Below are 20,357 nucleotides of genomic sequence, written 5' to 3'. Positions count from 1 at the left end.
AGGGCAGCCGGGTTTTTGTTATGAACTTGTCTCGATTTTGTCAATCGCCTGGCGAATCCGTCCGACTGAGGCGTCGAACTGTTGTTGCTCCTCAGCCGTCAGGTCGATCTCGATGATTTGACTGATACCGCTCCGGTCGATCAAGGCAGGTACCCCGATATGGAGGTCGGAGGCGCCGTATTCACCGTCGAGATGGGCACCGATCGTCACGACCGTGTTCTCGTTCCGGACGATGGCGCGGACGATGCGCAGCAAGCCGAGACCAATCGCGTAATACGCCGCGCTCTTATATTCGATGATCTGGTTCGCGGCATCGCGTACTTCTTGATAGATCGCGTCTAAATCCTCTTGGCGATACGAATCATTGTCGGCGAGCAATTGCTTCATCGACTTGCCATAAATCCGGGCGTTGTCCCAGGCGACGAAACCACCGGCACCATGTTCGCCCATATAATAGACGTGACAGTTACGCGACGACAAGTCGAAGTATTCGCCGAGCTTATAACGCAGACGTGCCGTATCAAGCACCGTCCCTGAGCCGATGACGCGGTGTTTCGGCAAGCCGGACGCTTTCCAGGCGACGTGGGCCATCACATTGACCGGGTTCGTCGCGACGACGATGATCCCGTCAAAGCCGCTCGCCATGATTTGTTCTGTGACGTCACGGACGACGACCGCATTTTGCCCGGCGAGGTCCATCTGTGTCTGCCCAAGCTTCTGAGCGGCTCCTGCCGTGATGATGACGATATCGGCGTCACGACAATCCGTGTAATCCCCTGCCCAAATCCGAACCGGGCTCGGTGCGAACGAGATGCCGTGGTTCAAGTCCATCGCCTCCCCTTCCGCTTTCGCGTGGTTCGAGTCGATCAAGACGAGCTCTTCACAAAGTGCCGCCATCGATAATTGGTAAGCAAAACTGATGCCGACCCAGCCGGCACCGACGACGGCGATGCGGGTGATGTCTTTTGGATCAATTGTTTCCATTCAATCATTCCTCCCTAAAAACAGTCTCTCTTTTAGCATACCCGACTCTTAGCTGTTTCACGACAATAACTAAACAATCAGTATATACGAAATAAATACAGAATTACGCTATGCATCAAGTTTCGGTTCAAATATTCCCGTATCTCGAACATAGCCAAAAATTTGAATCATTTCATTGTCCTGTATGAACGGGATTCGTTCTTTCGTTAAAATAGATATAAGTTCATCGGTCATATCACATACGTCTGGTTCGACGATAGCTCCCTTATAGACCAACACCTTTGGTCGCAATCGAATCCATTCGATTGAAGAGGTAGGATAAGGAAATCCATCATCCCAATCACCTGATTCATAAGCCGTCTTCGATAAAAACTCAGGATCAGGTGTGTCCTCTAATACATATTTGATTTGATAAGGAGGTTCAAATAGGAATGTATTTGCTACCGCTCGCCTCAGTTCCCCCCACTTTGTCTTGTTCATCACCGATGTCAATTGCCGCTCTTCTATTTCTTGTAACTCTTTTTGTCGGTCCATCGCTGTTCATCCTTTCTCACATGCGAGTTCTAAGCGCTTGATTGCCCGCAACACACCTTCACGGTTGTGCTTTTGCTTCATCCACTTGGGCAAGCGACTCTCAATACTGCGGTTCGCGCCGTCGCTTGTCCGAACACTCGCTTCCACGTACTGTCTCATATACGCGAGGTGCTCCTGATTATAAGCCCATAGGACATGACCACAACAACCAGTTTGCAGATAGAGCGGCAATCTGAAATGTACATCGAAAGCTCCGCCGATGTATTTCGTACCGCTCTGCTTCATTTGTAGATAACCGCACTGAAAACAGCTCAAGCGTACCTCATTAGCCTTCTCCATAACGTCCGCTCGTCCCCCACAACGTGGACAAATCACGACCATCTGACCCATGAATGTCTCAAGTTCTCTGCTCTCTAGTGAAAATCGATTTGTCACGTCATCGCCTCCTCATTTCATTATACAAAAAACCAGCGAAACTAAGCTCGCTGGTCAAGGTAGTGGACTATTAAATCAATTGTTACATCTCAAACTTGACGAGACCGTTCACTCTCTTTCCCAATAATAGTGAACCGGCCGAATTTCAATCCTCCAGCCTAACGATTCCGCTTCGGGCACTTGGGTCGTCGGATGGATGGAAGCAATTCTGACCGCGTCCTCTATGTCCGCCGCTTCAATCAAAAAAGTACTTCCTACTACTTCCTTTGACCCCAAGACTGGTCCATCCGTTATCTTGATCTGATCAGCATGACGCTTGACTTCTTTCACACTCGCTTCAAGCCCAATATCTAATACAACCTGCTCACTTGCATAAAACTGATGTAAGTATGGTTCACAAGTAGCCATGATTCGGTCTATTTCATGGTCCGTCTTTTCATTCATTTTTTCAGCATTGAAATATCCTGTCGCCAAGAACATCATTTGACCTTCTCCTCTCGGATTTATTTACGCTCATTTGCTGTTTGAAGCATATTTCACTACTCTATTCCCTCTTTACCGTTTACATAGATAATATGGAAAATCATCTTAAAACCCCATAAAAAAGACGGTCGACATGATTTCATGTCAACCGTCTTCCTCAATCTATTCAGGATTATCCAATCGAACCTTCCATCTCAAACTTGATGAGACGGTTCATTTCGACCGCATATTCCATTGGCAATTCTTTCGTGAACGGCTCGATGAAGCCCATGACGATCATCTCGGTCGCTTCTTCTTCCGAGATACCACGGCTCATGAGGTAGAAGAGCTGCTCTTCTGACACTTTCGAGACTTTCGCTTCGTGCTCGAGCGAGACTTGGTCGTTCAAGATCTCGTTGTACGGGATCGTGTCCGACGTCGACTCGTTGTCCATGATGAGCGTGTCACATTCGATGTTCGAACGGGCACCTTTCGCCTTACGGCCGAAGTGGACGATTCCGCGATACGAGACTTTTCCGCCTTGTTTCGAGATCGACTTCGAGACGATCGACGACGACGTGTTCGGTGCGAGGTGAATCATCTTCGCCCCAGCGTCTTGGTGCTGCCCTTTACCGCCGAGTGCGATCGAGAGCGTCATCCCACGTGAGCCTTCACCTTTTAAGATGACGGCCGGGTACTTCATCGTGAGTTTCGATCCGATGTTGCCATCGATCCACTCCATCGACGCGCCTGCTTCACAGACGGCACGCTTCGTGACCAAGTTATAGACGTTGTTCGCCCAGTTTTGGATCGTCGTATAGCGGCAGTATGCGTCTTTGTTGACGAAGATCTCGACGACAGCTGAGTGAAGCGAGTTCGTCGTGTAGACCGGTGCCGTACATCCTTCGACGTAATGGACCGAAGCGCCCTCGTCGACGATGATGAGCGTCCGCTCGAATTGACCCATGTTTTCCGAGTTGATCCGGAAGTAGGCTTGGAGCGGTTGCTCGAGTTTCACACCTTTTGGTACATAGATGAACGAGCCACCTGACCAGACGGCCGAGTTGAGTGCCGAGAACTTGTTGTCCGTCGGCGGGATCAATTTCCCGAAATACTCACGGAACAAGTCTTCGTTTTCTTTCAAAGCAGTGTCCGTATCTTTGAAGATGACACCTCTTTCTTCGAAGTCTTCTTGCATGCTATGGTAGACGACCTCTGACTCGTACTGAGCCGAGACACCTGCCAAGTATTTTTGTTCCGCTTCCGGGATTCCGAGCTTATCAAACGTCCGTTTGATTTCTTCAGGAACCTCATCCCACGAGTGTTCCGTCTTCTCAGACGGTTTGACGTAGTACGTGATCTCATCAAAATCAAGTGACGTGAGATCGCCGCCCCATGTCGGCATCGGCATCTTGCGGAACTGTTCGAGTGATTTTAAACGGAACTCGAGCATCCATGCCGGTTCTTCTTTCATGTTCGAGATCGTTTCAACGATTTCTTTCGTCAAGCCGCGGCCTGAACGGAAAATCGAGATGTCTCGATCATGGAAGCCATATTTATAATCGCCAACGTCTGGCATGTTTTTCGCCATATCGGTCTCCTCCTTCTACTTACGCTTCCTCGTCGACTCCCTTTTCAAGCGCTTTCCACGCGAGCGTGGCGCACTTGATGCGAGCCGGAAACTTTGAGACACCAGACAACGCTTCGATGTCGCCTAGGTCGAACGTGTCTGTATCGTAGTCTTTCCCTTGGACCATCTGTGAAAAGATGTTCGCCAATTGGAGCGCTTCGTCTACAGACTTGCCTTTTACGATTTGGGTCATCATCGATGCCGAGGCGAGACTGATCGAACAGCCTTCCCCTTCGAACTTGGCATCTTTCACGATTCCGTCTTCGACTTGAAGTTGGAGTCGGAGTGAATCCCCGCACGTCGGGTTGTTCAAGTCGATCGTCACGCCATCTTCGATGACGCCACGGTTTCTTGGGTTTTTATAATGATCCATGATGACTTGTCGGTACAACATGTCGAGATTGTTAAAACTCATAATTGAAATACTCCTTCGTTTGACGTAACCCTTCGATGAAGCGATCGACTTCATCTCGTGTGTTATACAAGTAGAAGCTCGCTCGGGCAGTCGATGATTGCTTCAGGAGGCGCATGAGCGGTTGGGCACAGTGATGACCGGCCCGTACCGCGACCCCTTGCATATCCAAGACGGTCGCAAGGTCGTGGGCGTGGACGTCGTTCAAGTTGAACGTGACGAGCCCGACGCGCTCCTCAGGACCGAAGATCTCGATCCCTTCGATCGTACGCATCTGTTCGATGGCGTACGTCACGAGCGCCCGTTCGTGCGCCTCGACATTCTCGAGACCAAGGTCTTCTAAAAAGTCGATGGCGGCAGCCAAACCGACCGCACCGGCGATGATCGGCGTTCCCGCTTCAAAGCGGTACGGGATATCTTTCCACGTCGACTCATACAAGTCGACGTAATCGATCATCTCACCGCCGAACTCGACCGGCTCCATGTTTTTAAGCAGCTGTTTCTTCCCGTATAAGACACCGATCCCGGTCGGACCGAGCATCTTATGGCCAGAGAAGGCAAGGAAGTCACAATCGAGCGCTTGGACGTCAAGCTTCCGGTGCGGCGCGCTTTGCGCCGCATCGACGACCATGACCGCGCCTTTTTCGTGGGCGAGTTGCGCCACTTCCGCGATCGGGTTAATCGTGCCGAGCACGTTCGAGACGTGGCTCATGGCGACGATCTTCGTCCGGTCCGACAACACTTCCCGCACCGCGTCGAGCGTGATCCGGCCGTCTGGTGTCATTTCGACGTAACGGAGTTTCGCACCTGTGCGTTTGGCGAGCTGTTGCCATGGAATCAAGTTCGCGTGGTGTTCCATCGGTGTGAGAACGATCTCATCTCCCGCGCTGACGTTGGCGTCCCCGTAACTTGAAGCGACAAGGTTGATCGCCGTCGTCGTCCCACGCGTGAAGATGATCTCTTCCGGTACTGAGGCGTTGATGAATGAACGGACACGCTCCCGCGCCCCTTCATACGCATCCGTCGCGTGCGTGCCGAGCGTATGGACGCCACGGTGCACGTTCGAATGGATGCGGCGATAGTAATCCTCGATCGCCTCGATGACAGCAAGCGGTTTTTGGGAGCTCGCCGCGCTGTCGAGATAGACGAGCGGATGGCCGTTGATTTCCTGATCTAAAATCGGGAACTGTTTACGAATCGAGGCATCAATCATCTTAACGCACTTTCCCTTCGATGACTTCACGGAGACGGTCTTTGACCGACTCGATCGCGAGTTGCTCGACGACCGGGTTCAAGAATCCGTGAATGATTAAACGTTCTGCTTCTTTACGTGACAGACCGCGGCTCATCAAGTAGTACAACTGAATGTCGTCGACGCGTCCGACTGAAGCGGCGTGGCCGGCCATAACGTCATCCTCATCGATGAGGAGGATCGGGTTGGCGTCACCCCGTGCTTTTTCAGATAACATGAGAACGCGTTCCGTTTGGACACCGTTCGACTTCGAGGCACCGTGATGAATCATCGATGTCCCGCTGAAGATCGCTGTTGCCGAGTCTTTTTGAACACCGTGGATCAAGATGAACCCTTCCGAAGACTTCCCGAAGTGGTCGGTCCGGATGTTGAAGTTTTGTTTCTGTGCGCCACGACCGATCGTGACTGCTTTCGTGTTCGAGTACGTGTTGTCTCCGACGAGATGCGTCTTCGTCTCGACGAGCGAGTTGCCGTCGTTCATATGTCCGAGTGCCCAATCAAGATGAGCGTTCTCGTAGACGACACCGCGGCGGTTCATGAACGTGAGTGCTGACTCAGCGAGCTGGTCGACTCCACCGAATACGACTTTCGCGTTCGCTCCGACGAACACTTCCGTCACGGCGTTGACCGTGTGCGGCTCATTTGTGTTCGACAAGAAACTTTCGATATACGTCACTTCACTGCCTTCATCGGCGACAACGATCGTGTGATGGTACAACGACCCGTTCGCTTGTTCCATCGTGAAGATGGCTTGAAGCGGGTCTTTCAATTGCATGTTTTTCGGGACGTACAAGAAAGCCCCACCGTTCGTGAGCGCTGCGTTCAAGGCAGACAAGCGATCTTCGTCAACCCGAACGCCTTCTGTCATGAAGTATTTCTCGACGAGGTCCGGATGTTGTTCCATCGCTTGTTGGATTCCCATGAACAAGACGCCTTCTGGCATCGTAAGTTCGTTATAGACGACATGACCGTTGCGTTCAACGAGCACGTTTGTCCGGTGGTCTCCGAGCAATGCTTCGATTTCAGGCGTCAACCCGTCAAGCTTCGCGAGCTCGACGTCTCCGCTTGTGAAATCCCATTTATCAATCTTGATTTTTTCAACTTTAGGCAAGGCGAGAGTCGGCGCAAGTTCTGCTGCTTCTTTACGTCGGTTGACCATCCATGCTGGTCCACCGAGCGCCTCTGCACGTGCCGCTACTGCTTGTGCATCTAATTCAAATTGTACGGTCATCGTACAGCCCCCTTACGCTTCTGTGTCTACTGTCATCCCAAGATCTTGCTTCACCCAGTCGTAACCTTCTGCTTCGAGTCGTTGTGCGAGCTCTTTGCCGCCCGACATGACGATTTTACCGTCGATCATGATATGGACGAAATCTGGCTCGATGTAGTTGAGGAGACGCTGATAGTGCGTGATGATCAAGCAGCCGAACTCTTCAGTGCGCATTTCGTTGACGCCTTTAGCGACGACTTTGAGCGCATCGATATCAAGACCTGAATCGATCTCATCAAGAATCGCGATGTTCGGTTTGATCATCATCATTTGAAGGATCTCGTTACGTTTTTTCTCTCCGCCCGAGAAGCCTTCGTTCAAATAGCGGTGTGCCATTTCTGAAGGGATTTCAAGAACGCCCATCTTCGAATCAAGTTCGCGGATGAATTTCATAAGTGAGATTTCTTCGCCTTCTTCGCGGCGCGAGTTGATCGCTGAGCGCAAGAAGTCGGCGTTTGTGACTCCGCTGATTTCAGCTGGATACTGCATCGCGAGGAACATGCCTGCTTGCGCACGTTCATTTACTTCCATCTCGAGGACGTCTTCTCCGTTCAAGTCGACGCTCCCTCCTGTCACTTCGTACAATGGATGACCCATGAGGGCAGATGCGAGTGTTGATTTACCAGTCCCGTTAGGACCCATGATGGCGTGAATTTCGCCACCTTTAATTTCAAGATTAAGACCTTTGACGATCTCTTTTCCTTCGATTGAGACGCGGAGGTCATCAATTTTCATGTGTGGTACGTTAGACATTCGGATACCCCTTCCGTTTTCTCGCCATTTTTGGCGTAGATTAGATATATTCTAATCTTAATCTAGGCAATTTTTTATTTCAAGCGACTCACCTTATATTTCATTCTCAATAAAACATAAATGTTGAGAATGAGAATATCGGGAAATCAAGACATTATCCAACATTTTCCTCGACTTGAACCGAATTCGCTTGTTTTTCCCGTAGCGCGCCGGTGAAGAAGAAGGCGCCACACGCGGTCAGAACGGCTAGGCTCCCAAATACAGGGAGCGACGCGTTGTCGAAGCCGTCGAGCAGCAGTCCGCCGATGACCGGCCCGATCGATTGACCGAGTGCCGTCAACCCCATCGCCCCGAAATACGTGCCGCGCAAATGTTCCGGTGCCAAATCGTCTGTCAACACGTCCGTCATCGTGAACATGAGCACTTCCCCGACCGTGAAGATGACCATCGCGACGAATAGTACCCACACCTCGGCAGCGAAGCCGATTAACAACAGCCCAATCGAGAGCGTCGCGATCCCAAAGAACAGCGACTTGATTGGCGAGACGCGAATACCGAACCGCATGATCGGATACTGCACGATGAGCACGGTGATCGCGTTGACCGTCAACAGATAAGCGAATAGGCGCGACCCGTCACTGAATCCGTCGTGAAACGCGATGAACTGCGGCAACGTCGAATTGAATTGACTGTAGCCGATGATGGCGAAGATCATGCCGATGATGACGAAGCGGAACGTCTTGTCTTCTTTTAACACGCGGAACGTCTCCGTCAGGCGCGGCCGCACTTTGACGCCGTCCCCTTCTTCAAACGGATACTTCCGGAACAACGTCGAGATAACGAGGCCGTAAAGGACATAGACGGCGGTCACGACGAAGAATGCGCTCTTCGCTCCCGTAAGTGACAAGACGACCGCAAGCAGCGGTCCGATCGCCGCAGCGATGTTGATCATGAAGTAGCGCACGTTATAGACGATGACACGCTGGTCGGGTTGCGTCGTGTCGCTGATCAAGGCCCGAGACGCTGGTTCAAGGAATGAACGTGAAACGCCCATCAATACCGAAAATATGTAAAACCAAACGAGCTCCGTTGCGAGTGCGAAACCTGTGAACGTCAAGGCGTTCAAACCGATACCTATCAACATCAGCTGTTTGCGCCCGTAGCGGTCAGACAGCGTCCCCCCGAAAAAGCTCATAAATAGACCGGATAATGCCGACGTCGCGAACACCGTCCCGATCACGCTCGCCGAGAAACCGAGCGTCGCGAGATAAATCGCAAAAAACGGCATGACAAAAAACGTCGACAGCCGTGCAAAAAATGTACCGAACAAGACGCCAAGCGTCAGCGGATGAATGTGTCGTATGCTCACCCGAATCCCCCCTTTTCTACATATAAATAGTTTACTTCTATTATTGAAGCAAAACCACTGCAAACAAAAAAGGCCCGGGATGTCCCGAGCCTAAAATCAATCATTATTTAACCGGTACGACCGCACCTTTGTACTCATCCAAGATCCACTGTTGTGTCTCTTCTGATGTCAATACTTCAAGGAGTGCCTTGACGCGCTCATCGTCTTCGTCGCCTTCACGCGTGACGATCAAGTTGACGTACGGTGAGTCTTCGCCTTCAAGAGCGATTGCGTCTTCGAGCGGGTTGAGGCCGGCATCAATCGCGTAGTTCGTGTTGATGAGGACGGCATCGCCTTCACCGTTGTTGAACGCTTGCGGGAGAAGTGCCGCTTCGACGTCCGTCTTGAACTCCAAGTTTTTCGGGTTGTCGACGATGTCAGCGACTGTCGCGTCTGTCGTCTTGCCGTCAGCGAGCGTGAGCAAGCCTTCTGTTTGAAGCATCGTCAAGATTCGTCCGTGGTCAGCGACCGACGAGCTCATGATGATTTCAGCGCCGTCCGGAAGCTCATCGAGTGATTTGTAGTCTTGTGAGTAGACACCGATCGGCTCGATGTGGACGCCGCCGGCTGAAGCGAATTTATAGTCTTTGTTCTCAGCCATTTGTGACTCGAGGTACGGCTCGTGTTGGAAGTAGTTCGCGTCGAGTTCGCCAGCTGCGAGCGTCTTGTTCGGGAGCACGTAGTCTTGGAACTTCTTGATTTCAAGCGTGTAGCCTTTTTCTTCATATTCGTCTTGGACGTGCTCTAAAATCTCGGCGTGTGGTACGTTCGACGCGCCGATGATGAGCGTCTTATCGTCGCCCGAGCCTGATTCCGAGTCCCCGCCGCCACATGCCGCGAGAATTGTGAGTGCTGAAGCTGCTGTCAATCCGAGTACTGTTTTCCATGATTTCATTATAAAACCCTCCATATGATTGTATTTGATTAAGCTGATCGCTTATCGATTTTTGAGACGAGTCGATCGCCGATGAACTGAACGACGAAGACGATGACTAAGATCAATACGGTCGCGACGAACGTGACGTCGCTTTGTGAACGCTGGAACCCTTCGAGGAACGCTAAGTTCCCGAGACCACCACCGCCGACGACTCCGGCCATGGCCGTGTAACCGACGATGGCGACGATCGTCACGGTGATGCCTGACACGATGGCCGGGAGTGCTTCCGGGAACAACACTTTATAGACGATCTGCCATTTCGTCGCGCCCATCGACTCGGCCGCCTCGATGACACCGCGATCGACTTCGCGGAGTGCGAGCTCGACCATCCGTGCATAAAACGGGGCCGCACCGATGATGAGCGCCGGGAGCGCCGCCGTCGAACCGAGCATCGTTCCAACGAGAAGGAGCGTGAACGGAATGAGCAAGATGATCAAAATAATGAACGGGATCGAGCGGAACACGTTGACGACCGCACTGATGATCGTGTAAATCGGACGATTCTTCATCATGAGCGGTTCGTTCGTGACATATAAGAGCATGCCGAGGGCGAGACCGATGACGAATGTCGCGGCTCCTGCGACGAGCGTCATATAGAGCGTCTCCCACGTCTGTTCGAGCATGACTTGCCAATCTACATTAGGAAACATCGCTTTCTACCTCCACTTCCACTGCCTGCGATCGGATTGAGGCGATGGCCCGCTCGACTTCAGCCGGCTCTCCGATCAATTGGATGAATAGCGTCCCGAGCGCGCCGACTTGCGACTGCGTCACGTTACCGCCGATGATGTTGAAGCCGATGTCGTGCTGTTTCAACACTTCCGATAAAATCGGCTGTTCGGCCGTCTCGTTCAAGAACTTGAGTTTGACGATTTGGCCACTCGGATAACGTGCTTTCAAATGCTCGAACGTGAGCGACATGTCGTCGACGGCACCGATCTGTTTGACGAACTCTTTCGTGATCGGCTGTTCCGGATGTTGGAACACGTCCGCGACTTGGCCGGTCTCGACGACTTTCCCTGCCTCCATGACGGCGACGCGATGACAGATTTTTTGGATGACGTGCATCTCATGGGTGATGAGGACGATCGTCAGTCCGAGTTTCTTATTGATGCTGACGAGCAGTTCGAGAATCGAATCGGTCGTCTTCGGGTCGAGTGCGCTCGTCGCTTCATCGCAGAGGAGCACGTCTGGATTTGTAGCGAGCGCGCGGGCAATCCCGACTCGCTGTTTTTGACCGCCCGATAGTTGCGACGGATAGCTGTCTTCACGTCCGGCGAGACCGACGAGATCGACGAGCTCTTGGACGCGGCGTTTACGTTCACTGGCCGGTACCCCGATCAGTTCGAGCGGGAAGCTGATGTTCTCAGCGACCGTGCGCGACCATAATAAGTTGAAGTGTTGGAATACCATCGAGACGTTTTTGCGCACCCCACGCAGTTCTTTCGGAGTGAGCTTCGTCAGCTCGCTCCCTGCGACGACGATTTCACCGCTTGACGGTGACTCGAGTCGGTTGAGCAGACGGATGAGCGTCGACTTCCCCGCCCCTGAATATCCGATTATTCCAAAAATTTCGCCGCTCTCGATTGTGAGCGACACATCATCGACCGCCTGGACTCGACCGTTCTTCGTGTCGAACCATTTGGCCACATTACGTAATTGAATCAATACCTTTCCCTCCTGACAACAAAAAAAGTACACACGTTTGAGCAAACGTGCGTACTTTATCGGTACGGACAACGATTGCTCTCATCTTCCAAGGTTCTCACCTTGCTGGAATTAGCACCATTTCGGATTGCTCCGCGGTTGCTGGGCGTCATAGGGCCAGTCCCTCAGCCTCTCTTGATAAGAGTGTTGTTTATTCGATTAGCTTTATAATAGCGACACATTATTTTCATGTCAAACTATTTTGTGCGAAAAATCAAAAAAAGGTGCCATCCGAGGATGACACAGAACGTAGCACCTTGAGTCACGGAAGGACAACCCATAGATGAAACTCTTTTGCCCGATCAGAGTGTTCATCCTTATATGGGGGATTCAAGCCATCCATCACTCGGCCTTAGAACGTACCATGCGGTTACGCGGTAGGTGTCCCTGCGCTTGATTTTTTTGGGGGACAATCGAAGGGAAGGTCCACCTAAAAGTCGCGTAAAGTGATGCACCGGCTGTTCTAAAACGTCTTGATGGCTGGAGAATCTCGTCCTATATTGTGTTCAAGTAAGATGTTGTAATGAATATACCATTCGTGAACTTTCTGTGTCAACTGATTATTTAAAATTTTCTGATTATTCTAATCATCCTATCTCATTTAACGAAAGATAGGACGTGCTGCACGTTTTGAAACGCATATAATCGGTCTTCGACTTGGCCGTCTTTAAGCTTTAACAGCGCCGGTACGCTCATGACTTGATACGCTTCTAACTCTTGCGGGATAAAGTTGGCGTCCTGCTTGTCAATCGCGAGTGTCGGGTCGACCGCTTCGACGACGGCGAGCATCCGCTCGGCCACAGCGCATGTTCCACACATCGGGGCGTATATATATAACAATCCGTCTGTAATCATTGTTCTCACCTCTTTTATAAGTATATGAATGTGAGCCGATCTGTTCAAAAGTTGTGCTCACCCCACGAATTTTCTGAATCGTTCAACATTTCCTGTTGACGCTTCACGAAAAGAGGCATAGTATGGTCATTAACTTTAACGCTTTCGTACATAACAGCGTATACGTAGAAAAGGACAGGTGAATCGACTCATGACGGAACAAACGAAACTGACAGGCAAACAATTTTTGATGAACGTATTGAACGGACTCAGTCTCGCTATTTTAATCGCCCTCATCCCGAGCGCATTGCTCGGTGAATTAACGAAAGCCATCTTACCGTATTTTCCGTCTTTACAGTTCATCTTAGATGCGACGACGATCGCGATGCGCCTCTTACCCGTCATCATCGGTGTAGCCGTCGCCATGCAGTTCAGACGTTCTGCGCTCGAGGCCGGCACGATCGGCATTGCGACCCAGGTCGGGAGCGGCGCCATCCGCATCGAGGAAGGTGCGTTCCTCATGGCCGGAATCGGTGACGTCATCACGGCCGGCGTGACGGCCGCACTTGCGACATATATGGTCATGCAGCTGTCGCCACGCTTAAAGACGTACACCGTCCTCGTTTTACCGATGACGGTCATCGTCGTCGCCGGAGGGATTGGTACATTCCTCCTCACTTATATCTCACAGATCACGACGTACATCGGCACCATCATCATGACGATGACTGAACTCCAGCCGATTATGATGGGTATGTTGATCGCGATGGCTTTCTCGCTCATCATCGTCTCTCCGATCTCGACGGTCGGGATTGCGACGGCGATCAGCCTGTCCGGTGTTGCCGCCGGGGCCGCCAACCTCGGTGTCGTCGCGGCCGGCTTCGGTCTCGCCATCGCCGGATGGCAGATGAATGCCACCGGGACATCAATCGCTCACTTCCTCGGCTCACCGAAAATTCAAATGGCGAACTTCGTCCGCCGTCCGATCATGATGCTGCCGGTGCTCGCGAACGCGGCCATTCTCGGTGCGCTCGCCGGTATCCTCCGTATCGAGGGGACACCGATCAGCGCCGGCTTCGGCGTCTCCGGGCTCATCGGACCAGTCAACGCCCTGCACTTGATGCCAGGCGGATTCGCGCTCTGGAACGTCATGCTCGTCATCGTCTTGTTCGGCCTCATTCCGGTGACGCTCGGGATTGTCTTCTACCGACTGTTCAACCGGACATCACTCATCCAGCCTGAACATTACCGCCTCGACTTCGACTAAATCAAAAAATCCCGGCTTCTCATAAAGAGAAACCGGGATTTTTGTTAGCCTTGAATCATCGCTTCATATTCTTCGGCTGACATGAGTTTGTCGACGTCCGTTGAATCGTTCAACTCGACTTCGATCATCCATGCGCCTTCGAACGGTGCTTCGTTGACGAGTTCCGGCGAATCCGCGAGTGATTCATTCACCGCCGTGATCTTCCCAGAGATCGGTGCGTACAGTTCAGACACCGTCTTGACCGATTCGACCGAACCGAACGGCTCGTCGAGCAAAATCGTGCCGCCGACTTCAGGAAGTTCCACAAACACGATGTCCCCTAGTTCGCTTTGTGCGAAATCCGTGATCCCGATGCGGGCAACGCTTCCGTTCACTTCAACCCATTCGTGTTCTTTTGAATAACGTAGATTTGCAGGTACTTTGCTCATCATGACTTCCCCCTCAAATAAATTAGACTCACATGTGTATTATAGCACTTAGCCCCAAACGTCTGTAAATGACTTTTCTGAAAAACCGACCGTCGATTTTTGACCGTCCGTGACGATTGGACGCTTTAAAAGCATACCATTGCTGACTAAAAGCTCGATTTGTTCGTCTTCTGACAAATTCGGGAGCTTATCTTTAATGCCTTCGTTGCGGTACACTTGCCCGCTCGTATTGAAAAACTTTTTGAGCGGTAGCCCTGACTGTTGCCAGATCGACGTGAGTTCATCTTTTGACGGTGTCGCCTCGACGATATGAACGTATGTATACGCGACGTCGTTCTCCTTCAACCATTTCTCTGCCTTCTTACACGTACTGCATGGCGGATAGCCATATAGTGTCACCATATTTATCACCTCTTGTTTTACTGTAGCATACTCCATTCCCGCAAATCACGCCTCGAGCAAGCGTTCGATCTCTCGCTTCAACGTCGCGTTGACCGGATGTCTTGTTTCGATATAGCGCAACATCGCCGCGGCCGCTTCGGCCGACTTGCCGTAACCTGGCAGCCACTCGTTGAGCCCGGCGACGAGCTCCGGGTGCCGTGCCTCGACCCGGCGCGTCGGATTGAACGGGTCGCCCGTCTCTCCATGTGCTTTCAATACGTTGTTGACGGCCGCGACTTGGATGAGTTCGAAGCCGGCGAGACGCTCTCCGCGTCGTTCACGGAGCAGACCGACGTACAGGTTCGTCAGCGCCTCTTCGTAGCAATACGCTGCGTCTGGGACGTCCGTGACGAGCTTAGGCGTCGCAAACGATTCGAGCGCTTCATCCCGTTTCCAGACGATCCGTCCCGGGGTATAGGCGATGTGTGGCATCTCGAACAGTTCGAACACGGCGAACTCCCCGTAAATACCGTCCGCGTACATGATCTTGTGGCCGTCTTTCGTGTTTTGGAATTGGTAAGCGATCGGTTCAACCTCGAGCCAGTCCAAGTTGTCGATGAAGCGGGTTTTTCGTCCTTCCTCGACGATCAAAAAGAAATCGAGGTCGGAGTAGTCGTCGAGCCGCTCGGTCTCGAGGCCAATCGAACCGAGGGCGAGCAGCATCAGCGCCCCTTCTTGTTTCGCGACCAAACGCCCGATTCGTTCCATTCGTTCCAACAGTTGATCTCGTCTCATAAACATTCCTCCTTTTCCTCATTGTACGTTCTGATCAAACGAAAAAGAAAGGGCTGACCGCGTCCGGCCACCCCTCCCTGTTCGAGAAATTTTTATTACAGAATTTGCGAACGAGAAAGCCCACTCCTTTAGTGGTGGGATGAACGTGAGCTTGATTTCGGAGTCCCGTTAGTCGGAATTTCAGAAATCAACAAGCAGAATCTTATCCCGATAAAATGTATCACTCTAATAAATCTAATGATACAATGGACGTATGAACAACTACAGAAGAACCAAAACCACCGTATCGATGATCCATTATCATTTCGTGTTCTGCCCGAGGTATCGCCGAAAACTATTTGATGACGATACGTTCGAGCAACGATTCAAAGAGATCGTCCGTGATGTCTGCGAAGAGCTCGACATTCGACTCATCGCCATCGCGTGTGATCGGGACCACACACATCTATTCTTGTCGGCGTTGCCATCCCTCAGTCCGTCTGACATCATGGCGCGCATCAAAGGCGTCTCGTCGAAGCGACTACGAGAGGAATTTCCCCATCTCACACATCTCACAAGCCTTTGGACGAGATCCTTCTTCGTCTCGACGGCCGGAAATGTTTCCAGCGAGACCATCAAGCGTTATGTCGAGGAACAAAAGACAAGGAGGTGACACCGTGTCGCAGACATTGACGGTGAACATCAAACTTCATCCGACAAAAGAGCAACAATCGATCTTAGAGCGGATGATGCGCACCTACATCGGCACGACGAACCAGCTCGTCTCGGACATGGTGCAGGCTCGAGAAAACTTAAAGCTGACGAGCAAAAACGTGAGTTCCGATCTGCCGAGCGCCGTCAAGAATCAGGCCATCCAGGATGCGAAGAGCATGTTCAAAAAGGCGAAGAAGAAGGGCTTCCAGGTCGTCCCTGTCCTCAAGAAGCCGTACTGCACCTGGAACAACCAAAACTACTCGTTCGACTTCGAGTCGATCTCCTTCCCGGTCATGATCGACGGAAAGGTCAAGAAGACGGCGATCCGCGCCGAGATGGTCGACCCGGACAACCGGAACGCCACGCTCCTCGCCAACAAGCTCGGGACGCTCCGCATCATCAAGAAGTCGAACAAGTGGATCGCCCAGATCGCCGTCACGATCCCCACGACGGAGAAGGGGGGCACCAACGTGCTCGGGGTCGACCTCGGCCTGAAAGTCCCCGCCGTCGCATCGACAGATCGTGACAAGGCGCGGTTCTTCGGGAACGGGCGTGAGAACAAGTATATGAAGCGCAAGTTTCGTGCGAAACGGAAAGAGCTCGGTCAACAGAAGAAACTGGATGCGATCAAGAAGCTGAACAACAAAGAACAGCGCTGGATGAAAGACAAAGATCACAAGGTGAGCCGTGAGATCGTCGACTTCGCGAAAGAGAACAAGATTTCTGTCATCCGCCTCGAAAGATTGGCGAACATCCGACAGACGGCAAGAACAAGCCGTAAACACAACAAGAACCTGCACACCTGGTCGTTCTATCGCTTGGCACTATTCATCACGTACAAGGCAAAGCTCGAAGGCATCAAGGTCGAATCTGTCAATCCGGCCTACACCTCCCAGACATGCCCTTCTTGTGGAGCAAAAAATAAAGCGAAAGACCGAACATATTCCTGTCCGTGCGGATTCAAAAAACACAGAGATCTAGTCGGTGCGATGAATATCCGATACGCACCTGTGGTCGATGGTAACAGTCGACCAGCCTGAGAACCTATACGGTCTGTCTCAGGAGGGGTGATGCCACAGCCTCATCTGAAGGCTTGAACAAAACAGAAATGGACTGCGTTCGCACAAGCACTTCAGAATCCCACTCATACCGAAGGGGTGAGCTTGCGGCTTTAGCCGTGGGAGTGTCAAACGATGAACTTGTTCGCTTTGATGAGACTCGCTGCGACTTCGCGCTTCGTACCGATGACGTTGATTGGCTGATAGCGGCTGAACTTCTTCATCGCCGAGAGCAACATCCGTTGCTCGTCGCCTGACGCTGCCGCGTACAACACTTCTTTCGCCATGAGCTCGACTTGCTTGAACACTTGCTCGGCGAAGATTTCCGTGTAACGTACTTTTTGTTGGTTCTTATCGATACCAGTCCGCGCAATCGCTTTATCCGTCCGCGCAATCGCCGCTTCGAGCGCATAGATGGCGCTGATGATGTCGGCGATCTTGGCGAGGATTTCTTGCTCGTTTTGGAGGTTCTGCTGATATTTCTGGACGGCTGTCCCGGCGATCATCAAGTTGATCTTCTTCATGTTCGATAGAAGCATCTTCTCGCGCGCGAGCGGTGAACCGTCGAGCTCTTGCGGCATGTAGCTCATGAGCTCTTTTTGGAGCTTCTGTGCTTCGGCGAGGAGCGGCAAGTCGCCTTTCATCGCTTTCTTGAGGAGCGTGCTCGGGACGATCAAGCGGTTGATCTCGTTCGTTCCTTCGAAGATCCGGTTGATCCGTGAGTCACGGTACAAGTTTTCGACCTCGTACTCGGTCATGAAGCCGTAGCCGCCGTGAATTTGAACGGCTTCGTCGACGACGTAGTCGAACGTCTCAGACGCAAACACTTTGTTGAGCGAGCATTCGATCGCATACTCCGCGATCGATTGGGCGACTTTCGAGCCGTCGCGCATGTTCTCGTCACCAAGCGCATCGAGGCTGTCTTGGAACAAGCCGCCTGTGCGGTAGACCGAGCTCTCCATCGCGTAAATGTTCGCCGCCATCGTCGCTAATTTTTCTTGGATGAGCGGGAACTGGCTGATCGGCGTCTTGAACTGCTTGCGCTCGTTCGCGTATTGGACCGAGAGATCGAATGCACGTTTTGATGAACCGACCGCTCCGACCGCGAGTTTGTAACGACCGACGTTCAAGATGTTGAAGGCGATGACGTGCCCTTTACCGACTTCACCTAACAGGTTATCGACCGGGACTTCGACGTCTTGTAAAATGAGCGTCCGCGTCGACGAGCCCTTAATCCCCATCTTCTGTTCTTCGGCACCTGTCGAGACGCCGTTGTAGTCGCGTTCGACGATGAAGGCGCTGAACTTGTCGCCGTCAATTTTCGCGTAGACGACGAACACGTTAGCGAAGCCTGCGTTCGTGATCCATTGTTTCTCACCGTTCAAGACGTAGTGCGTCCCGGCCTCGTTCAAGACAGCCGTCGACTTCGCGCCGAGCGCGTCCGACCCTGAGCCTGGCTCTGTGAGCGCGTACGCTGCGATCCATTCGCCCGTTGCGAGCTTCGGCAAGTACTTATGCTTTTGCTCTTCTGTCCCAAAGAAGACGATCGGAAGCGTCCCGATCCCGACGTGAGCGCCGTAACTGAGGGCAAACGAACGGGCTTTGGCGAACCGTTCCGTGATGATCGATGACGAGATCTTGTCGAGCTGATAACCGCCGTACTCTTCAGGTACATCGGCACCGAGCAGACCGAGTTCGCCCGCTTCTTTCAACAGTTCGACCGAGAGATCGAACTCATGTTTTTCGATGCGTCCAAGTACCGGCATGACACGGTCGTCGACGAAACTCGACGTCGTGTCCCCGATCATCTTATGCTCGTCTGAAAAGTCTTCCGGTGTGAAGAGACGATCCGCGTCGAGTGCGTCAATGACAAAGCTACCGCCTTTAATCAATTCGTGTTCTGTACGTTCCATAGTCATTTCCCCCTTATAGTAATTCGAAGACGCCAGCAGCGCCCATTCCGCCACCGATGCACATCGTGACAACCCCATATTTTTCATTGCGTCGTTTCATTTCATGCAGAATCGATACCGCTAGTTTCGCGCCCGTACAACCGAGTGGATGGCCGAGGGCGATCGCGCCGCCGTTGACGTTCACTTTGGACGGGTCGATGCCGAGTTCACGGATGACGCCGAGTGATTGGCTCGCGAACGCCTCGTTCAACTCGAACAATCCGACTTCTTCAAGCTTCACGCCAGCCATCTCTAACGCTTTCGGGATGGCGACGACTGGTCCGATCCCCATCACTTCCGGGCGGACCCCGCCGACTGCGAACGAGAGGAACTTCGCCATCGGCTTCAAGCCTTGGCGTTCCGCCTCTTCCCGCTCCATGACAAGTACGGCTGCAGCGCCGTCTGATACTTGTGACGCGTTACCGGCTGTGACCGACCCTTTGATTTTGAAAGCTGGACGCAATTTGCCGAGTGCTTCGACCGTCGAGTTGGCCCGGACGCCTTCGTCGTGCTTGACGACAAATTCACGTTCCGCGACTTTCCCGTCTTCACCGAGGACGTGCTCGATGACCGTCACCGGCACGATCTCTTCTTCGAACTTGCCGCCCGCGATCGCAGCAGCCGCTTTTTGATGGCTGTCGATGGCGAACAGGTCCTGGTCAACTCGTGAGATGTTGTACTCGGCCGCTACGCGCTCAGCCGTGTGTCCCATGCTCATGTAATACTCAGGCGCCGTCTCCATGATCGTCGGGTTCGGACGGATGACGTGTCCACCCATCGGGACGAGACTCATCGATTCCATTCCGCCGGCGATGATTGCCGTCGCTTGACCGATCATGATCTTCGCTGCCGCGTCCGCGATCGCTTGAAGGCCTGACGAGCAGTAACGGTTGATCGTGACGGCGGGCACTTCGTGTGATAGTCCACCGCGTACGGCCGCATAGCGGGCGATGTTCATCCCTTGCTCCGCTTCCGGCATGGCGCATCCCATGATGACGTCGTCAATCGGTCCCGTGTATCCCGACCGCTCGAGCGTCGCTTTGATGGCGTGACCTGCGAGCTCGTCCGAACGAACGTTTCGGAACGACCCGCGTTTTGCTTTTCCGACCGGTGTTCGTGCACCGGCCACGATGACTGCTTCTCTCATCTGTTAAGTCCCCCTTTT

22 protein-coding genes and 1 riboswitch are annotated in these 20,357 nt (G+C 52.4%); of the genes, 3 read left to right on the top strand and 19 right to left on the bottom strand.

The window, feature by feature from the left end:
- Positions 1–18: 18 nt before the first annotated feature.
- The 14 genes from EVJ29_RS01745 to EVJ29_RS01685 form a co-directional block, all read right to left on the bottom strand.
- Entirely contained in the window at positions 19–984 is a 966-nt protein-coding gene (locus tag EVJ29_RS01745) for an L-lactate dehydrogenase (RefSeq protein WP_131504666.1), read from the bottom strand.
- 108 nt (positions 985–1,092) lie between these two features.
- Positions 1,093–1,518: a DUF6678 family protein gene (locus tag EVJ29_RS01740; RefSeq protein WP_131504665.1), complete on the bottom strand. Its 426-nt coding sequence runs from the start codon at positions 1,516–1,518 to the stop codon at positions 1,093–1,095.
- 6 nt (positions 1,519–1,524) lie between these two features.
- A complete protein-coding gene (locus EVJ29_RS15380; RefSeq protein WP_016510087.1) occupies positions 1,525–1,677 on the bottom strand; it encodes a hypothetical protein in 153 nt (50 codons plus the stop codon).
- A 384-nt stretch (positions 1,678–2,061) separates the two neighbouring features.
- Positions 2,062–2,436, bottom strand: coding sequence for a YciI family protein (locus EVJ29_RS01735; protein WP_131504664.1), 375 nt, complete (start codon positions 2,434–2,436; stop codon positions 2,062–2,064).
- 172 nt (positions 2,437–2,608) lie between these two features.
- The gene (gene sufB, locus EVJ29_RS01730) at positions 2,609–4,006 is read right to left on the bottom strand and encodes a Fe-S cluster assembly protein SufB (protein WP_070328746.1); all 1,398 of its coding nucleotides are present in this window, start codon (positions 4,004–4,006) and stop codon (positions 2,609–2,611) included.
- 19 nt (positions 4,007–4,025) lie between these two features.
- The gene (gene sufU, locus EVJ29_RS01725) at positions 4,026–4,460 is read right to left on the bottom strand and encodes a Fe-S cluster assembly sulfur transfer protein SufU (protein ID WP_070328745.1); all 435 of its coding nucleotides are present in this window, start codon (positions 4,458–4,460) and stop codon (positions 4,026–4,028) included.
- Positions 4,450–5,670, bottom strand: a complete 1,221-nt coding sequence (locus EVJ29_RS01720; protein WP_071397918.1) for a cysteine desulfurase — start codon at positions 5,668–5,670, stop codon at positions 4,450–4,452. Before EVJ29_RS01720 ends, sufU begins: the two co-directional genes overlap by 11 nt.
- 1 nt (position 5,671) lies before the next feature.
- A complete protein-coding gene (gene sufD, locus EVJ29_RS01715) occupies positions 5,672–6,940 on the bottom strand; it encodes a Fe-S cluster assembly protein SufD (protein ID WP_131463934.1) in 1,269 nt (422 codons plus the stop codon).
- Positions 6,941–6,952: 12 nt separating this feature from the next.
- Entirely contained in the window at positions 6,953–7,714 is a 762-nt protein-coding gene (gene sufC, locus EVJ29_RS01710) for a Fe-S cluster assembly ATPase SufC (RefSeq protein ID WP_131443294.1), read from the bottom strand.
- A 172-nt stretch (positions 7,715–7,886) separates the two neighbouring features.
- Positions 7,887–9,101: an MDR family MFS transporter gene (locus EVJ29_RS01705; RefSeq protein WP_131463936.1), complete on the bottom strand. Its 1,215-nt coding sequence runs from the start codon at positions 9,099–9,101 to the stop codon at positions 7,887–7,889.
- Positions 9,102–9,204: 103 nt separating this feature from the next.
- Entirely contained in the window at positions 9,205–10,035 is an 831-nt protein-coding gene (locus EVJ29_RS01700) for a MetQ/NlpA family ABC transporter substrate-binding protein (RefSeq protein WP_070328740.1), read from the bottom strand.
- A 29-nt stretch (positions 10,036–10,064) separates the two neighbouring features.
- Positions 10,065–10,727 carry a methionine ABC transporter permease gene (locus EVJ29_RS01695; protein ID WP_071397922.1) on the bottom strand — a complete coding sequence of 221 codons (663 nt, stop codon included), beginning with the start codon at positions 10,725–10,727 and terminating at the stop codon, positions 10,065–10,067.
- A complete protein-coding gene (locus EVJ29_RS01690; protein WP_071397923.1) occupies positions 10,717–11,745 on the bottom strand; it encodes a methionine ABC transporter ATP-binding protein in 1,029 nt (342 codons plus the stop codon). Before EVJ29_RS01690 ends, EVJ29_RS01695 begins: the two co-directional genes overlap by 11 nt.
- A gap of 78 nt (positions 11,746–11,823) precedes the next feature.
- Positions 11,824–11,929: riboswitch (SAM riboswitch) on the bottom strand.
- A 452-nt stretch (positions 11,930–12,381) separates the two neighbouring features.
- Entirely contained in the window at positions 12,382–12,639 is a 258-nt protein-coding gene (locus tag EVJ29_RS01685) for a thioredoxin family protein (protein WP_131441425.1), read from the bottom strand.
- Positions 12,640–12,829: 190 nt separating this feature from the next.
- Here EVJ29_RS01685 and EVJ29_RS01680 point away from each other — a divergent pair, with 190 nt between their 5' ends.
- Positions 12,830–13,885, top strand: a complete 1,056-nt coding sequence (locus tag EVJ29_RS01680; protein ID WP_131504663.1) for a PTS transporter subunit IIC — start codon at positions 12,830–12,832, stop codon at positions 13,883–13,885.
- Positions 13,886–13,929: 44 nt separating this feature from the next.
- Here EVJ29_RS01680 and gcvH read toward each other — a convergent pair whose 3' ends face one another.
- Genes gcvH through EVJ29_RS01665 form a run of 3 tightly spaced genes read right to left on the bottom strand, consistent with a single transcriptional unit; the run spans position 13,930 to position 15,489 of the window.
- The gene (gene gcvH, locus EVJ29_RS01675; RefSeq protein WP_070328736.1) at positions 13,930–14,313 is read right to left on the bottom strand and encodes a glycine cleavage system protein GcvH; all 384 of its coding nucleotides are present in this window, start codon (positions 14,311–14,313) and stop codon (positions 13,930–13,932) included.
- Positions 14,314–14,361: 48 nt separating this feature from the next.
- Positions 14,362–14,715, bottom strand: a complete 354-nt coding sequence (locus EVJ29_RS01670) for an arsenate reductase family protein (RefSeq protein ID WP_131443112.1) — start codon at positions 14,713–14,715, stop codon at positions 14,362–14,364.
- Between the two features lie 45 nt (positions 14,716–14,760).
- Entirely contained in the window at positions 14,761–15,489 is a 729-nt protein-coding gene (locus tag EVJ29_RS01665; protein WP_236633354.1) for a hypothetical protein, read from the bottom strand.
- Between the two features lie 253 nt (positions 15,490–15,742).
- On the opposite strand from EVJ29_RS01665, the gene tnpA reads away from it, so the two are divergent.
- Both tnpA and EVJ29_RS01655 read left to right on the top strand, forming a co-directional pair.
- Positions 15,743–16,141 carry an IS200/IS605 family transposase gene (gene tnpA / locus EVJ29_RS01660; RefSeq protein ID WP_083274102.1) on the top strand — a complete coding sequence of 133 codons (399 nt, stop codon included), beginning with the start codon at positions 15,743–15,745 and terminating at the stop codon, positions 16,139–16,141.
- A gap of 4 nt (positions 16,142–16,145) precedes the next feature.
- A complete protein-coding gene (locus EVJ29_RS01655; protein WP_070328733.1) occupies positions 16,146–17,222 on the top strand; it encodes an RNA-guided endonuclease InsQ/TnpB family protein in 1,077 nt (358 codons plus the stop codon).
- Positions 17,223–17,368: 146 nt separating this feature from the next.
- Here EVJ29_RS01655 and EVJ29_RS01650 read toward each other — a convergent pair whose 3' ends face one another.
- Both EVJ29_RS01650 and EVJ29_RS01645 read right to left on the bottom strand, forming a co-directional pair.
- Complete coding sequence (locus tag EVJ29_RS01650) at positions 17,369–19,153, bottom strand: acyl-CoA dehydrogenase family protein (RefSeq protein ID WP_071397928.1); 1,785 nt, start codon at positions 19,151–19,153, stop codon at positions 17,369–17,371.
- 13 nt (positions 19,154–19,166) lie between these two features.
- Positions 19,167–20,339, bottom strand: coding sequence for an acetyl-CoA C-acetyltransferase (locus EVJ29_RS01645; RefSeq protein ID WP_016510281.1), 1,173 nt, complete (start codon positions 20,337–20,339; stop codon positions 19,167–19,169).
- Positions 20,340–20,357: the final 18 nt, after the last annotated feature.

The organism is Exiguobacterium sp. SH4S7 (assembly GCF_004336795.1).
Classification (GTDB): domain Bacteria; phylum Bacillota; class Bacilli; order Exiguobacteriales; family Exiguobacteriaceae; genus Exiguobacterium; species Exiguobacterium aurantiacum_A.
The sequence above is the reverse complement of the archived record's forward strand: the minus strand, read 5'-3'. Positions and strand labels throughout refer to the sequence as shown.